Source organism: Streptococcus sanguinis SK49, assembly GCF_000212815.1.
GTDB classification, from domain to species: Bacteria; Bacillota; Bacilli; order Lactobacillales; family Streptococcaceae; genus Streptococcus; species Streptococcus sanguinis_C.
This window is the reverse complement of record NZ_GL890985.1, coordinates 1,456,365-1,472,240: the sequence shown is the minus strand read 5'-3', so window position 1 is coordinate 1,472,240 and position 15,876 is coordinate 1,456,365. Positions and strand designations below refer to the sequence as shown.

At 43.1% G+C, this 15,876-nt stretch carries 18 protein-coding genes and 1 pseudogene; 18 read left to right on the top strand and 1 reads right to left on the bottom strand.

Annotated features, from left to right (window positions below):
• Nucleotides 1-2 precede the first annotated feature (2 nt).
• The 14 genes from HMPREF9380_RS03885 to HMPREF9380_RS03950 all read left to right on the top strand — a co-directional run bounded on the left by HMPREF9380_RS03885 (nt 3) and on the right by HMPREF9380_RS03950 (nt 12,193).
• On the top strand, nt 3-314 hold the full coding sequence (locus tag HMPREF9380_RS03885) for a hypothetical protein (protein WP_002933992.1): 312 nt from the start codon (nt 3-5) through the stop codon (nt 312-314).
• Nucleotides 315-836: 522 nt separating this feature from the next.
• Nucleotides 837-2,405 carry a 2-isopropylmalate synthase gene (locus HMPREF9380_RS03890; protein ID WP_032907532.1) on the top strand — a complete coding sequence of 523 codons (1,569 nt, stop codon included), beginning with the start codon at nt 837-839 and terminating at the stop codon, nt 2,403-2,405.
• A gap of 12 nt (nt 2,406-2,417) precedes the next feature.
• Complete coding sequence (gene leuB, locus HMPREF9380_RS03895; RefSeq protein ID WP_002933990.1) at nt 2,418-3,455, top strand: 3-isopropylmalate dehydrogenase; 1,038 nt, start codon at nt 2,418-2,420, stop codon at nt 3,453-3,455.
• Nucleotides 3,452-3,718 (top strand): DUF1294 domain-containing protein, encoded by a 267-nt coding sequence (locus HMPREF9380_RS03900; RefSeq protein ID WP_002933989.1) that lies wholly within the window; start codon nt 3,452-3,454, stop codon nt 3,716-3,718. Before leuB ends, HMPREF9380_RS03900 begins: the two co-directional genes overlap by 4 nt.
• A gap of 1 nt (nt 3,719) precedes the next feature.
• The gene (gene leuC / locus HMPREF9380_RS03905) at nt 3,720-5,102 is read left to right on the top strand and encodes a 3-isopropylmalate dehydratase large subunit (RefSeq protein WP_002933988.1); all 1,383 of its coding nucleotides are present in this window, start codon (nt 3,720-3,722) and stop codon (nt 5,100-5,102) included.
• 9 nt (nt 5,103-5,111) lie between these two features.
• Complete coding sequence (gene leuD / locus HMPREF9380_RS03910; protein ID WP_002897735.1) at nt 5,112-5,702, top strand: 3-isopropylmalate dehydratase small subunit; 591 nt, start codon at nt 5,112-5,114, stop codon at nt 5,700-5,702.
• A 99-nt stretch (nt 5,703-5,801) separates the two neighbouring features.
• Nucleotides 5,802-6,581, top strand: a complete 780-nt coding sequence (locus HMPREF9380_RS03915) for an L-threonylcarbamoyladenylate synthase (protein WP_002897734.1) — start codon at nt 5,802-5,804, stop codon at nt 6,579-6,581.
• Between the two features lie 191 nt (nt 6,582-6,772).
• Nucleotides 6,773-7,210 (top strand): MarR family winged helix-turn-helix transcriptional regulator, encoded by a 438-nt coding sequence (locus HMPREF9380_RS03920; RefSeq protein ID WP_002933986.1) that lies wholly within the window; start codon nt 6,773-6,775, stop codon nt 7,208-7,210.
• A 3-nt stretch (nt 7,211-7,213) separates the two neighbouring features.
• Entirely contained in the window at nt 7,214-7,978 is a 765-nt protein-coding gene (locus tag HMPREF9380_RS03925) for a nuclear transport factor 2 family protein (protein WP_002933985.1), read from the top strand.
• Between the two features lie 14 nt (nt 7,979-7,992).
• Complete coding sequence (locus HMPREF9380_RS03930) at nt 7,993-8,721, top strand: ATP-binding cassette domain-containing protein (protein ID WP_002933984.1); 729 nt, start codon at nt 7,993-7,995, stop codon at nt 8,719-8,721.
• Nucleotides 8,714-10,234, top strand: coding sequence for an ABC transporter permease/substrate-binding protein (locus HMPREF9380_RS03935; RefSeq protein WP_002933983.1), 1,521 nt, complete (start codon nt 8,714-8,716; stop codon nt 10,232-10,234). Before HMPREF9380_RS03930 ends, HMPREF9380_RS03935 begins: the two co-directional genes overlap by 8 nt.
• Nucleotides 10,235-10,384: 150 nt before the next feature.
• Nucleotides 10,385-10,702 (top strand): TfoX/Sxy family protein, encoded by a 318-nt coding sequence (locus tag HMPREF9380_RS03940; RefSeq protein ID WP_002933982.1) that lies wholly within the window; start codon nt 10,385-10,387, stop codon nt 10,700-10,702.
• Between the two features lie 91 nt (nt 10,703-10,793).
• Nucleotides 10,794-11,459, top strand: coding sequence for a SatD family protein (locus HMPREF9380_RS03945; RefSeq protein WP_002933981.1), 666 nt, complete (start codon nt 10,794-10,796; stop codon nt 11,457-11,459).
• A complete protein-coding gene (locus tag HMPREF9380_RS03950) occupies nt 11,456-12,193 on the top strand; it encodes a DUF3307 domain-containing protein (protein ID WP_002933979.1) in 738 nt (245 codons plus the stop codon). Before HMPREF9380_RS03945 ends, HMPREF9380_RS03950 begins: the two co-directional genes overlap by 4 nt.
• A gap of 33 nt (nt 12,194-12,226) precedes the next feature.
• Here HMPREF9380_RS03950 and HMPREF9380_RS03955 read toward each other — a convergent pair whose 3' ends face one another.
• Nucleotides 12,227-13,228: a DNA/RNA non-specific endonuclease gene (locus HMPREF9380_RS03955; RefSeq protein ID WP_032907424.1), complete on the bottom strand. Its 1,002-nt coding sequence runs from the start codon at nt 13,226-13,228 to the stop codon at nt 12,227-12,229.
• 162 nt (nt 13,229-13,390) lie between these two features.
• Between HMPREF9380_RS03955 and HMPREF9380_RS03960 the strand changes: the two genes are divergently transcribed.
• The 4 genes and pseudogenes from HMPREF9380_RS03960 (at nt 13,391) to HMPREF9380_RS03975 (ending at nt 15,856) form a co-directional block, all read left to right on the top strand.
• Nucleotides 13,391-13,972, top strand: coding sequence for a GrpB family protein (locus HMPREF9380_RS03960; protein WP_002933977.1), 582 nt, complete (start codon nt 13,391-13,393; stop codon nt 13,970-13,972).
• A gap of 65 nt (nt 13,973-14,037) precedes the next feature.
• Nucleotides 14,038-14,286: pseudogene (locus HMPREF9380_RS03965) on the top strand (methyltransferase domain-containing protein); the annotation flags it as partial.
• An 11-nt stretch (nt 14,287-14,297) separates the two neighbouring features.
• Nucleotides 14,298-14,921, top strand: a complete 624-nt coding sequence (locus HMPREF9380_RS03970) for a Type 1 glutamine amidotransferase-like domain-containing protein (RefSeq protein ID WP_002933973.1) — start codon at nt 14,298-14,300, stop codon at nt 14,919-14,921.
• Nucleotides 14,922-15,025: 104 nt separating this feature from the next.
• Nucleotides 15,026-15,856: an alpha/beta fold hydrolase gene (locus HMPREF9380_RS03975; protein ID WP_002933970.1), complete on the top strand. Its 831-nt coding sequence runs from the start codon at nt 15,026-15,028 to the stop codon at nt 15,854-15,856.
• Nucleotides 15,857-15,876: the final 20 nt, after the last annotated feature.

Genomic DNA, 15,876 nt, shown 5'->3' with positions numbered 1-15,876 from the left:
CAATGCTGGATAAAAAGAAGCTTCAGGAACTGGAAGATGAACATGCTCTAAAAATGCGTGAGTTTGAGCGAGTAGAGACAGACTTAGATACATACTACTATAAGTTTGACAGAGAGACGAACAAACTCTTAGAGGCAATTTCTTATGCATGTAGAGAGGTTCCTTTGACAGCGGCTCAACCTTATATTTTTCAAATAGAGGATAATCTGGATCAATACCATCAGCAATACAAAAAGCGCATAGACGATGTTCTAGAAGCTCGCTATCAGGAGAACAGACGCTTTCAGAATAAGCTGGATGAAGTGAGTAAATAAACTATGCTACGATTGCTGAAAAATAGAAGAAGTGAGACTTACCTTACTTCCTTTTTCTCGTATTTACAGTTTTAAATCCCCCAAAATAATCCAGCATATTAAAAATTTTCAGAAAATATCGACTTTTTCTTGACAGGTTTATGATACTGTGTTAAAATACTAAACAATAAGAAACCATCTCAAAAAGGAGTTAGTCAAACATGAAGTCAACCCAATCTTCAAACTTTGCTTTGTTGTTGCGTTACTCGGGCTAGTGCAAAAGCATTAGTCCTGTTTGGCTTACCAAGCGGGAGTAAATCAACATCTCGCTTGTTCCTCAAGTGAGATGTTTTTTATTTCACCTATCTTACCTCAAACTTTGGTGAGGAAGAAATGGTTTCTAAAGGAGCGACGGGAGTGGGGCTACATCTTGATTTTTCTGAAATCAATTTGTCTCATACCGTCTCAGTCATTGAACACGACCTAGAAGTTGGGGAAGATTTTTTCCTAATTGGTCTATGTATCTTAGAAAAGGAGTTGTCTATGACACGCAAAGTTGAGTTTTTTGATACCAGCCTCCGGGATGGTGAGCAGACACCAGGAGTGAATTTCTCTGTCAAGGAGAAGGTGGCTATTGCCAAGCAGTTAGAGAAGTGGGGGATTTCAGTCATTGAAGCTGGTTTTCCTGCTGCGAGTCCAGATTCTTTTGCGGCTGTGCAGGAGATTGCTAAAGTCATCACAAAAGCTTCGGTTACTGGGCTGGCGCGTTCGGTCAAGTCCGATATTGACGCCTGCTATGAAGCGCTCAAGGATGCCAAGCATCCACAGATTCATGTCTTCATTGCGACCAGTCCTATTCACAGAGAGTTCAAGCTGAAAAAGTCCAAGGAAGAGATTTTAGAAGCTGTGAAAGAGCATGTCTCCTACGCGCGCTCCAAGTTTGATATAGTCGAGTTTTCACCAGAGGATGCGACACGAACAGAGCTGGATTTCCTTTTTCAGGTGGTACAAACAGCGGTTGATGCAGGTGCAACTTATATCAATATTCCAGACACAGTCGGCTTTACCACGCCAGAAGAGTTTGCAAATATTTTCGACTACCTAGTGGCAAATGTGACTTCTGATCATAAGGTGGTATTTGGTGTTCATTGCCATGATGACCTTGGCATGGCAACGGCCAATACTTTGACGGCTATCAAGCACGGAGCTGGTCGTGTTCAGGGGACTATCAATGGAATCGGTGAGCGGGCAGGAAATGTAGCGCTGGAAGAAGTAGCAGTTGCCTTAGAGATTCGTCAGGATTATTACCAAGTTGAGACAGACATTGTCCTTAATGAAACCATCAACACTTCAGAGCTGGTATCCCGCTTCTCAGGTATTCCAGTGCCTAAGAACAAGGCGGTCGTTGGTGGCAATGCCTTCTCTCATGAATCTGGTATCCATCAGGATGGCGTTCTTAAGAATCCACTGACCTATGAAATCATCACACCTGAGCTGGTTGGGGTTAAGAGCAATTCGCTGCCGCTTGGCAAGCTGTCTGGCCGCCATGCCTTTGTCGAAAAACTTAAAGAATTAGCTCTGGACTTTGCAGAATCTGAAATCAATGATCTCTTTGCTAAGTTTAAGGTCTTGGCTGATAAGAAAAATGAAGTCACGGATGCTGATATTCGGGCTCTGATTGCTGGAACGACCGTCGAAAATCCTGAAGGCTTCCACTTTGATGATCTGCAGCTGACGACCAACGACGACCATACCATCACGGCAGATGTGCAGCTGGTTAATGGTGACGGCGAGACGGTCAGCTGTGTGGCAGAAGGTAAGGGAAGCGTCGAAGCCATCTTTAATGCCATTGACCAATTCTTTAACCAATCTGTCCAGCTTTTGTCTTATAACATTGAAGCGGTAACGGACGGTATTGATTCTCAGGCTCGCGTCTTGGTAGCTGTTGAAAATACGGATACAGATACGATTTTCAACTCCTCTGGTATTGACTTTGATGTTCTTAAAGCCAGCGCCATTGCCTATATCCATGCCAACACCTTTGTGCAAAAGGAAAATGCGGGTGAAATCGGCCATCAGGTATCCTACCGCGATCTGCCTGCAAATAATTAGAAGGAAGCGACTATGACAAAAGAAATTGTAGCTCTAGCGGGTGACGGTATCGGTCCAGAAATCATGGAAGCCGGTCTCCAAGTGCTGGCTGCTGTTGCGGACAAGTTCGGTTTTACTTATCATATCACGGAGAAAGCTTTTGGGGGTGCTGGTATTGATGCGGAAGGTCATCCTCTGCCTCAGTCTACTATAGAAGCGGCCAAGAAGGCGGATGCTATTCTCCTAGCAGCTATTGGCAGTCCCCAGTATGATAATGCCCCAGTTCGACCGGAGCAAGGCTTGCTCGCTCTGCGTAAGGAGCTTGAACTCTATGCCAATATCCGCCCAGTTAAGATTTTCGATGCTCTTAAGCATTTGTCGCCTTTGAAGGCAGAGCGAATTGCTGGCGTGGACTTCGTGGTCGTGCGTGAGCTGACTGGTGGGATTTACTTTGGTGAGCATATTTTGGAGGATAAATCAGCGCGCGATATCAACGACTACAGCTATGAAGAGGTGGAACGAATTGTCCGTAAAGCCTTTGATATTGCGCGTGGTCGCAGAAAGCGCGTGACCAGTATTGACAAGCAAAATGTGCTAGCGACATCTAAACTCTGGCGCAGAGTAGCAAATGAGGTGGCCAAGGATTATCCAGATGTGACCTTGGAGCACCAGCTGGTGGACAGCGCTGCGATGCTCATGATTACCAATCCTGCTAAGTTTGATGTTGTGGTAACGGAAAATCTCTTCGGCGATATTCTATCCGACGAGTCCAGTGTCTTGTCAGGGACGCTGGGAGTTATGCCATCGGCCAGTCATTCGGCATCTGGACCAAGTCTTTACGAGCCCATCCATGGTTCGGCTCCAGATATTGCGGGGCAGGGCATTGCCAACCCTATCAGCATGATACTTTCTGTATCCATGATGCTGCGGGATAGTTTTGCAGAGGTTGAAGCTGCAGAAGCGATTGAAGCAGCGGTGGAGAAGACTTTGGCTCAGGGTATCTTAACCCGAGATTTGGGTGGTCAGGCAGGGACAGCTCAAATGACGGAGTCAATTATTAATAATTTATGAAATGGATATTAACAGGTATTTGCCTACTTTGGAACCTTGTCGTTTTCCTGCTTTATGGCTGGGATAAGCGTAAGGCTAAGAAAAATCACTACCGCATTCCAGAGAAGACTTTGCTCCTGGCAGCATTGGCAGCCGGAGGTTTGGGCGCTTTATTAGGCGGTCGCCTCTTTCATCACAAGACCAGAAAATGGTATTTCTGGCTGGCTTGGATTTGCGGAATAATAGTGGAAATTGGAATTTTATATTACATATGGAGAAGCTAGTATGGCTGGAAAATCGATTTTTGATAAGCTGTGGGAAAGGCATCTGATAACTGGTGAAGAAGGTCAGCCCCAGCTTATGTATGTGGATCAGCATTATATTCATGAAGTAACCAGCCCTCAGGCTTTTCAAGGCCTTCGAGATGCAGGGCGCAAAGTTAGACGGCCGGACTTGACTTTTGGGACCTTTGACCATAATGTTCCTACGGTCAATATCTATGATATTCGGGATGTGATTTCCAAGGCTCAGATTGATAAACTTTCTGAGAATGTCAAGGATTTTGGCATTGAACACGCGGCTCACGGATCGGAACTGCAGGGGATTGTCCATATGGTTGGACCCGAAACAGGCAAGACCCAGCCGGGCAAATTCATCGTCTGCGGTGACAGTCACACGGCCACTCACGGAGCTTTTGGAGCCATTGCTTTTGGAATCGGTACTTCAGAGGTAGAGCACGTCTTTGCGACGCAGACCATTTGGCAGGTCAAGCCTAAGAAAATGCTGGTCAAATTTACTGGGGTGCCACCTAAAGGTGTCTATTCTAAAGACTTTATCTTAGCACTGATTGCCCGATATGGTGTGGCTGCAGGTGTCGGTCATGTGGTCGAGTATGCTGGTGATGCGATTGACCATCTGACCATGGAAGAGCGCATGACCATCTGCAATATGTCCATTGAGTTTGGCTCTAAGATGGGCATTATGAACCCCGACCAGAAGACTTATGATTATGTTCAAGGGCGGCCGGGCGCTCCAAAGGACTTTGAGGCGGCGGTAGCCGATTGGAAGACTCTGGTCAGTGATCCTGATGCTGTCTATGATAAGGTCATTGAGATTGATGTCTCCCAGCTTGCACCTATGGTGACTTGGGGAACCAATCCTTCTATGGGGGTAGAGTTTGGCGCGGCTTTCCCAGAAATCCGTGATATGAACGATGAGCGGGCCTATAATTACATGGACCTCGCCCCTGGTAAGAAAGCAGAAGATATTGACCTAGGTTATATCTTTATCGGCTCCTGCACCAATGCCAGGCTCAGCGATTTGCAGCTGGCAGCTAAGTTTGTCGCTGGTAAGCATATTGCTCCCAATCTAACAGCTATCGTCGTACCGGGCTCTCGTCCGGTCAAGCGGGCTGCTGAAAAGATGGGACTGGATAAAATTTTCATGGATGCAGGCTTTGAGTGGCGCGATCCGGGCTGTTCCATGTGCCTGGGAATGAATCCAGATAAGGTGCCAGACGGAGTTCACTGTGCCTCGACCAGCAATCGGAACTTTGAGGATCGGCAGGGATTTGGAGCTAAGACACATCTTTGCAGTCCAGCCATGGCAGCAGCGGCAGCCATTGCCGGTCGCTTTGTAGACGTCCGCCAGCTACCGGAGGTCCAGTAAGGAAGGTTTATGGAAAAATTTACAATCTACACGGGGACAACGGTTCCTCTCATGAACGATAATATCGATACAGACCAAATTTTACCCAAGCAGTTTCTCAAGTTGATTGATAAAAAAGGCTTTGGCAAGTACCTCATGTACGCGTGGCGCTATCTGGACAATCAGTACACGGAAGATCCTGATTTTGTCTTTAATAGACCGGAGTACCGCAAGGCAACTATTCTGATTACAGGGGATAATTTCGGAGCGGGTTCCTCTCGGGAGCATGCCGCCTGGGCCTTGGCTGACTATGGCTTCAAGGTAGTCATTGCTGGATCTTTTGGAGATATTCACTACAATAATGAGCTTAATAACGGTATGCTGCCGATTGTCCAGCCGCTGGAAGTCCGGCAAGCCTTAGCTAATCTGAAGCCGACGGATCAAGTGACGGTGGATTTGGAGCAGCAGAAGATTTTTTCACCGGTGGGGGAATTCTCCTTTGACATTGATGGAGAATGGAAGCACAAGCTCCTCAACGGTCTGGATGACATTGGCATTACGCTGCAGTATGAGGATTTGATTGCAGAATATGAAAAAAATCGTCCATCTTATTGGCAGTAACCTTATTTTTGCTATATTGAGAAAATTCTGAAAAAACCTTGTCTCCGATAAAAATATATGGTAAAATAAATCTTAATTTAATAGAAAAGGAAGAAACTTATGACAAAACATATTCAATGGAACGGACAGCTTTCACAAGAAGGTTATGACATCCTGAAAGGCGATGGCGGCTGTATCGTTTGCCCGACCAAGGTGGGTTACATCATCATGACCAGCGATAAAGCTGGCTTGGAGCGTAAGTTCGAAGCTAAGGCTCGTAACCGTAATAAGCCAGGTGTTGTCCTCTGTGGCAGTATGGATGAGCTCCGTGCTTTGGCTCAGCTGAATCCGGAAATTGAAGCTTTTTATCAAAAGCATTGGGATGAAGACATCCTCTTGGGCTGTATCCTACCATGGAAGCCAGAAGCTTTTGAAAAGCTCAAGGCCTTTGGCGACGGTCGGGAAGAGCTGATGACAGATGTTCGTGGCACTAGCTGTTTTGTTATTAAGTTTGGTAAGGCGGGAGAGCAGCTGGCAGCTAAGCTTTGGGAAGAAGGCAAGATGGTTTATGCCTCCTCAGCCAATCCATCTGGTAAAGGAAACCGCGGCAAGGTAGAAGGAATTGGCGAGCGTATCGAAAATGCTGTTGATTTGGTCATTGAAGCAGATGACTATGTAGCCTCTATCCAGCCAGACAAGACCATTGAAACTCGCTACGAGCAAGGTGTTATGGTCTCTATGGTTGACAAGGACGGAAAACTGATTCCAGAACAAGGTGGTCAACGTTCCATCTCACCAGCGCCTGTGGTTATCCGCAAAGGCTTGGATATCGATAAAATCATGATGCACCTGTCCGATACTTTCAACTCATGGGATTACCGTCAGGGTGAATATTACTAAGATAAAAAAGAAGCTCAGTGTGAGAGAGGTTTATATCCTCTTTACACTGGGCTTTTTAGTTGGAACTTTGAGTTTAAAATCTTTACCCAGTTTAGAATTATTTCCAAATCGAATAAAATTCTTGACAGATGTAATTCTAGATGTTACAATTAATAAAAAACGATTCGACATAGAAATAAATTGGAGGAAGTATGAAAGACAGTCATTTGATAGCCTATCATATTCGTTTGTTGAATGGGCGGATTTTTCAAAAGTTACTGAGCCAAGATCCAGAAGCTCTTTATAGGAGTGAACAGGGCAAGATTCTCACGGTTTTATGGAATAGCGAGACAGGCTGTGCGACGGCGACAGACATTGCGCTGGCGACGGGACTTGCCAATAATACGCTGACGACTATGCTGAAAAAGTTGGAAGAGCAGGGCTTGGTGACCTTTAGTCAGTGTGGTTTAGACAAGCGAAAAAAATATGTCAAGTTGACGGAGCAAGGTTGGTCCCAGAAAGAAGTTGGCCATCGTATCAGTCAAAAATTGGATGCTATTTTTTATAAAGGCTTCTCAGAGGATGAAATTCGCCAGTTTGAAAGTTATCAGGAACGTATTTTAGAAAATTTGAAAGAAAAAGAGTATTAGATCATGTCAAAACAAGTTGAAAATGCACAAAATCTTTACATTCACGCCATTCAAGATGGGCATGTTGCCGAGGCTCAAGCTCAGTCTGTAGGGGATACCTACATTCAACACTCGACAGGTGTGCCAGATGGGAAAGAAGGTTTTGCGGCTTTCTTTGCAAATTTCTTTGAGCGCCATCCCGATCGTGAGATGAAGATTGTTCGCACCATTGAGGATGGTAATCTAGTCTTTGTCCATGTCCATCAATTTCTCAATGGCGGGGAAGCGCAATGGGTGACGACGGATACTTTCCGTGCGGATGAGAATGGACGCATCGTGGAGCATTGGGATGTGATTGACTACTATCGCGCTCCAGAAAATGGACAGTTAGATCAGATTTTTGGAGATTTTGAAATCACGGATTTGGACAAGACGGTAGCAAATAAAAAAACAGTTCGTCGTTTCTTGACGGAAATCTTTCAAAACGGCGAACTAGAGCATTGGAGTGATTATGTGGCAGACGATTTGATTCAGCATAGTCATGAGATTGGACAAGGAAGTGCTGCTTATAAAAACTATGTGGCTGAGCACGGGGTTACTTTTGATTTTGTTTTCCAGCTTTTGGGGCAAGGAAACTATGTGGTTAGCTATGGGCAGACTCAGATCGATGGGGTGGCTTATGCCCAGTATGACATCTTCCGTTTGGAGAATGGCTTGATTGTGGAACATTGGGACAATAAAGAAGTCATGCCTAAGGTAGAAGACTTGACGAATCGAGGGAAGTTTTAAATTGAGGACAAAGAATGATTGAATATAAAAATGTAGCGCTAGGCTATACAGAAAAGGATGTCTTGAGAGATGTCAACTTACAGATTGAGGATGGTGAGTTCATGGTTTTAGTGGGTCCTTCTGGGTCCGGTAAGACGACCATGCTCAAGATGATTAACCGTCTTTTAGAGCCAACAGATGGAAACATCTATATGGATGATAAGAGGATCAAGGACTATGATGAGCGTGAGCTACGCCTTTCTACAGGCTATGTCTTACAGGCTATTGCCCTCTTCCCAAATCTAACGGTGGCTGAAAATATTGCTCTCATTCCTGAAATGAAAGGATGGAGCAAGGCAGATATTCAGCAGAAGACTGATGAATTGTTGGAGCTAGTGGGCTTGCCTGCAGAAGACTATGCTCAGCGTATGCCGAGTGAGCTGTCTGGTGGTGAGCAGCAGCGGGTGGGCATTGTCCGTGCCATTATCGCCCAACCCAAAATCCTGCTGATGGACGAGCCTTTTTCAGCTCTTGATGCTATCTCTCGTAAGCAATTGCAGAGCTTGACCAAGAGTATCCATGACCAGTTTGGGATGACAACAATCTTTGTGACCCATGACACGGATGAGGCTTTAAAGTTGGGGAATCGGATTGCTGTTCTGCAGGACGGGGAGATTCGTCAAGTGGCAACACCTGAGGAAATCTTATCTGCACCTGCGACCAGCTTCGTAGCAGATTTATTTGGAGGTGTTCAACATGGCTAATTTGTTTTCTACCTTTCAGGAGCGCTTTGGCGAATGGTTGGCAGCCTTAGGGCAACATCTCCAGCTGTCTCTTCTGACCTTACTAGTGGCCATCTTCCTGACCATTCCGCTCGCTATCTATCTTCATAGTCACAAAAAGACAGCCAATTGGGTGCTGCAAATTGCAGGAATCTTTCAAACCATTCCTTCAATGGCCTTGCTGGGACTCTTTATCCCCCTTATGGGGATTGGTACACTACCAGCACTGACTGCTCTGGTGATTTACGCTATTTTCCCGATTTTAGAAAATACTGTCACGGCTTTGAATGGGATTGATCCTAGTTTAGAAGAAGCCGGAATCGCCTTTGGGATGACCAAGTGGGAGCGACTCAAAAAGTTTGAACTGCCTCTAGCTATGCCCGTCATCGTTTCTGGAATTCGGACGGCAACGGTTATGATTATCGGAACAGCAACTCTGGCAGCCCTTGTCGGAGCTGGTGGACTAGGTTCTTTTATCCTTCTAGGAATTGACCGTCGCAATGCCAGCCTGATCTTGATTGGAGCTATTTCATCTGCAGTTTTGGCTATTCTTTTCAACAGTCTTCTTAAATGGATGGAAAAGGCTAAGCTTCGAACGGTATTTACAGCTTTTGCGGTCTTAATCCTCGGATTAGGCGCTTCTTACACACCCAGTCTAATTCCCAAGCAGGAGAAGGAACATCTGGTTATTGCTGGGAAATTGGGTCCAGAGCCAGAAATTCTCATGAATATGTATAAACTTCTCATCGAGGAAAATACGGATATGACTGTGACAGTCAAACCTAATTTTGGGAAGACCGACTTCCTTTATCAAGCTCTGAAAAAAGGTGATGTTGATATCTATCCTGAGTTTACCGGTACGATTACTGGAACTCTCTTGCAGTCTGTTCCAAAGGTTAGCAATGATGCTGAAGAAGTTTTTGAAGCAGCACGTGATGGAATCAAAAAACAGGACAATCTAGTCTTACTCAATCACATGGCCTATCAGAATACCTATGCAATTGCAGTTCCCAAGAGTATCGCCAAAGAATACAATCTTAAAACCATTTCTGACCTTAAGACAGTTCAGGATAAGCTCAAAGCGGGTTTTACCCTAGAGTTTAACGATCGTGAAGATGGAAACAAGGGACTCCAGTCTGTCTATGGACTGAATCTCAATGTATCAACCATGGAACCAGCCCTTCGCTACCAAGCTATCCAGTCGGGTGATATTCAAATTACGGATGCCTATTCGACTGACGCAGAACTTGCGCGTTATGATTTACAAGTTTTAGAAGACGATAAGCACCTTTTCCCTCCTTATCAAGGGGCGCCTCTCCTGAAGGCTGAATTGCTAGAAAAACACCCTGAGTTGGAAGGTGTTCTCAATAAGCTGGCTGGTAAAATTACGGAAAGCCAGATGAGCCAGATGAATTATCAAGTTGGCATTGAAGGCAAAAAATCGGAAGCTGTTGCGCGTGATTATCTGGTCAAGGAAGGACTTTTAAAAAAATAATAAGTAAAAGAGTTAGACTTGTAAGTTCTAGCTTTTTTGCTTACTTGAGGATAGACAGACTAAGGATTGAAGGAGATGAGTTAATCTCTTAGTCAAGAAATCTCCGTCTATTTTTGGTATAATAAAGTATCAATTCATGGAGGTGTTCCGATGGCATCTAGTCAAGAATATTTGGATTTTATCCTGAAGCAGCTGCAGGGCTTAGGTCAAGAAATCAGCTTTCGCAAGATGATGGGGGAATATTTGCTCTATTATCGGGGGCGTTTATTTGGTGGGATTTATGACAATCGCTTGCTGATCAAGCCGGTTCAGCCAGTTCTGGAATTTTTTGAAAATCCGGTTTATGAGTCTCCTTATTCAGGTGCAAAGCCAATGCTTCATATAAAAGAAGTAGAAGATTCCGCTTTTCTCTGTAATCTAATTGAAGCTGCCTACTCTGCCTTACCAGCACCTAAAAAGAAAAAATAGTCTTTCCTTTACAATGGATATTCTAAAAAGTTGCCGTTTAAATAGACATTTTTAAAATTTTCCTTTATAATGGACTTAAAGGAGGTTTGGTATGTTTTATATTGCTCTTATTGGAGATTTAATAGAATCCAAACAGCTGAAAAATCGCAAGCAGGCGCAGAAGGACCTGCAGGACATGATGGCGGTGCTAAATCAGGATTATCAGGATTATCTGGTGTCGCCCTTTACAGTAACGACTGGAGATGAGTTTCAGGCTTTGCTACGGCCTAATCCAGAGATTATGCAGCTCCTTGATCAGATTGCCTTGGGCTTTCCTCATCCGATTCGCTTTGGGCTTGGTCTGGGGGAGATTGTGACGGATATCAATCGGGAGCAGAGTATTGGTGCGGACGGTCCGGCCTACTGGAGGGCCCGCGCAGCCATTGAGGCTATTCATGAGAAGAACGACTACGGCAGCAGCCGTATAGCTGTATCCTTGGGAGATGAAGAGGTCAGTCAGGAGGTCAATACGGTGCTGGCAGCTACTTCATTTATCCAGAGCAAGTGGAATGCCAGTCAGAGAGAGGTTCTGGAGCGGATGCTCATGGAATATATCTATGATGAGAATTTTTCTCATGGAGAAATAGCAGAGCTGTTGCAGATTAGTCCCAGTGCGCTTAGTAAGCGGCTCAAGTCGTCTGGTTTGAAGATTTATCTGAGAAATCGCCGTTTAGCTATGAGAATGATTCTAAAGGCAGCAAAGGAGGTTGAAGAATGACAAATTTTATAGGATTTTCAGAATTTTTCATGCAGAATCCGATTCTTGTGTTGACTTTGCTGGCTCATGTACTAGCTGATTTTCAGCTTCAAAGTCAGAAAATGGCTGACCTTAAAAGCCGGCGGATGAATTTCTTAATTCTCCATTTGGGAATTGTTCTGCTGCCCTTGTTGCTCTTGGGGCTCATCTTACCTAATTATCTGCTATATTTCGCCTTGGTCTGGTTCAGTCATGCGCTTATTGACTTCTTGAAGAATAGGCTGAATTCATCGATTGTCCGCCATCATGCTCAAAAGTTTGCCTTTATACTGGATCAGGTCTTGCATCTGATTAGCATTTTTGCTCTTTATTTTCTCTTAGGTCAGCAGCAAATTCCAGCAACTAATTGGCTGTCTGGGCGCTACCTCATGCTGCAGGCTCTCTTTTTCTTCGCCCTTACTGGTAAGCTGGTTAATATCCTCTTTAAACTCTTCTTCAGTAAGTATCAGGCAGGAGAAGACAGCGGAGAGACTATTGCGGGGGCTGGAGCCATGATTGGGATATTAGAGCGCTTGATTATGGGACTTTCTCTTATTTTCGGGCAGTTTACTGCCATTGGGCTAGTTTTTACAGCTAAGTCTATTGCCCGCTATAATAAGATTTCAGAAAGCCAGTCCTTTGCTGAATACTACCTAATTGGCTCGCTTTTCAGTATGATTGCAGTCTTGCTTGTTTACGGCTGTCTTTATTGGTAAAAAAGTTAGGAAGTTCTTCCCTAACTTTTTGTTTTACTCTTTGGATGAATGATGTTTTCCTTGGGATATAGCTTGTGATTCAGTCATAGTTACCACATTATCAAAATTAGTATTTGAAGGCATACGGTTAATATCATACCAGTAGGCTTGGGCTGTTCCCTGTCTTGCAACATAGACAGTTTTTTCTTGTTCAGTAGATGTTAAAGAATTAGTATTTGACTCAGATGGAATTGAAGCAGAAGAGTTCTCGGATGAGGCAGCAGAATTAGAACTGTTTTGATCCATAGTATTCTTTGCTGTCCCTTTTTGATAGTTTAGTTCAGCATTTGGAGAGAGGTTGTCTAGAAGGACATGTGACATCCCATCCTGGTCAATAGATTCCTTCCCACCTAAATGAATGCTGACAATATTACCTGACATATCTAATCCTACAAATTGTAATTCAATCTGACGAGGTAATAGCTCATCATCATGGTAAATTGGTGTAACTTTATAGTCGAGCCAATTATTTGGATTAGCTTCCAACCATTGATCTAATCGCTTCTCGTAGTATAGCATACTGTCGGAATTGTTTTCATCCGTTCCCTTAAAAGTTCCAGTGTTGAGCCAAGCTGTTAAAGGTACCAAGTTCCGTCCCTCATCATTAAGTCCACTGAACTGATATCCAATGAGATGTCCTCTATTCATGAGCCAGGTCTTTTGCTTACCATTGCCATAGTAAAACTTATAATTATGCCATCCTACCGGATTATAGGTTAACCTTCCTTCGCGTTTTTTCTTAGGTTGATGTTGATATTGTAGTTGGATATGGGCTGCAGTTGCTCTTCCATATTTATCTTTTTTACCTAGTCTAAGTTGATAGGAGCCAGTAAAAAATAGAGTGCCAATTTCATTTTCATCAGATTCATGAAGCGTTTGAATAGGTTCTGATTTATTCTGATTTGCAATTATTGTTGGTGTTGCAAATATTTGCGAAATAATAAAAAGAAGGCACAGAATTATAAAATACTTTTTTTTAGTCCTAAATTTGTTCATAATATTTCTCCCTGGATATGTATCCGATTTCATTCTACTATAAATTAAATAGTTTTTCAAGAAAAAGTTACGTTTGTGTTACAGAAAGATTTCTAAAATATTTTAAAACAATCATAAACTTGTTTTTGGTATAATATATATAAATTATCTAAGGAGGTGCTTATGATTCCATCTTTAGAGGAAATGTCACTCGAGGAGTTGTGGCAGCTTTTTCCGATTTTTTTAAGAGAGCATCAGGCTGAGTGGAAAGACTGGTATGATGAGGAGCGGCTTCAGCTCTTGAGTTTTTTGCCTGCAAATCAGCTGGTTCGGATTAGTCATATCGGTTCGACATCGGTAAAGACCATCTGGGCTAAGCCAATAGTGGATATCTTGCTGGAAATTCCCAAAGAAACAGATATGGCGGTAAGGAGAGACTTGCTGCTGCAAAATGGTTATCTGCTCATGTCAGAAAGCCAAGGGCGGATGTCATTCAATAAAGGCTACACACCGAGTGGTTTTGCGGAGCGGGTTTTCCATCTTCATCTGCGCTATGAGGGTGATCATGATGAACTTTACTTTAGAGACTATTTACAGGAGCACCCTGCTGTAGCTAAAGACTATGAGAGGCTCAAGCTGTCCTTGTGGAAGCAATATGAGCACAACCGTGATGCCTATACAGAGGCGAAAACGGAGTTTATTAAGAACTATACAGAGAAAGCTAAAAAGCTTTATGGCGGAAGATATGAGGGGGAAGACAGATGATTTATCTAGCAATGATTGGCCTTCTGATTATTCTGGCATTTCTTTACCTAATATACCAATCAAAGAATTTGATTACAGCCTTTCAGACTCATTTTCATTGGTCGGATTTAACTCGGGCGTTCCTAGAACTTAAGCGGATTCTTAAGCCAGATGGAATCATCTTACTGGCATGTGAATGGAGCAAATTAGCTTATTACCTACCAGACTTTACAAAGCAAGAAAAACTGGAAAACTATTTGACAGACTTGGATTTACATCTCATCGATAGTCAAAAAAAGGGCCAATGGATTCTTTATGAAATTAGAAAAAAATAAGGAGGTATCCTATGAAACAATTATTTTTATGTTCATATTTTGGGGGAGTCAAGAACTTGTTCAGACAATATGTATCTGAAAAGCAATTGGGCAAACATGTGCTTTTTATCCCGACGGCTGGAAATGTAGAAGACTACAGGGGTTATATTGACGAAGCCCAGCAGACCTTTGCGGACTTGGGATTTCAAGTAGAAATTTTAGATATTTCAGCTTGTGATAGAGAGACAGCTCAGGCCAAAATTTTCCAAAGCAAACTCCTCTATGTCTCTGGTGGCAATACTTTTTACCTTCTGCAAGAACTAAAGAAAAAGCAGCTTCTATCCTTGATAAAAGAGCAGATTGCAGATGGAATGGTTTATGTGGGCGAATCTGCGGGTGCTATCATCACAGCCAAGGACATTGACTATAATAAGATTATGGACGATAAGTCGGTTGCAGCAGAACTGAATGATACAGAGGCACTAAACGAGGTGGATTTTTATGTCCTGCCTCATCTTGGCGAAGAACCCTTTGTCGAAAGTGCCCAAGCGACTCTGGATACATACAGCGACCAGCTGAATCTGTTTCCCCTCAATAATCGCCAAGCTGTGCTTGTGGAGGGTGAAGAAGTGAGGGTTTTGGAGGAGGATAAGTAAGCAGAATATATGTTCTAGTTGACCTACTTGAGAAACTCTAATAAGAGGACTGAGTGCAATTGAGATAAACTAGATTAAACAAATTAGAATGCGAGTGTTGAACTTTGATTGAAAAAATATATGAAACACCAAGTGGAATAATTCATTATTGGACAAATGATGCTGTTGAATCATCCCAAAGTGCTCTTATCTTTTTACCTGGGCTAACTGCTGACCATAGGTTATTTGAAAAACAAATAGAATATTTTAAAGATACATATAGAGTCTTGGTTTGGGACGCACCTGGACATGCTTCATCCTATCCATTTCGTCTCGATTTTACTTTATTTGATTTAGCAAGTTGGCTGGATGAAATATTTATCAAAGAGAGAATAGAAAATCCAATAGTAATTGGTCAGTCAATGGGAGGATATGTAGGACAGGTTTATGCTCAACTTTTTCCTGAGAAATTAAAAGGTCTTGTTACGATTGATTCACCATCCCTTCAAAGGAAGTATTATACAGCTATGGAATTGTGGCTCTTAAAAAATATGGAGGCAATTTATAGAATCTATCCATGGAAATCTCTTTTGAAATCAGGCCCTAAAAGCGTATCAACAACAGACTATGGAAGAAAACTGATGTATGATATGATGATTTATGATGGCGATCAAGAAAGGTATGCTCGTCTTGCGGGATACGGATATAAGATATTTTCAGAAGCAGTGGAGAACAAACTTTCCTATGAAGTAAAATGTCCACAATTGGTTATATGTGGAAAAGAAGATCGTGCAGGGTCTTGTATACGATATTTGAAGGCCTATGAAAGAAATACTGGGAAGTCTGTTCAATGGATTGATAAGGCGGGGCACAATTCTAATACCGACCAACCCGATATTGTAAATAGACTGATTGATGAATTTTTGAATAACAAAATTAAAGAAAAGCTTGGTTGAAAGACCGGCTTTTTGATATA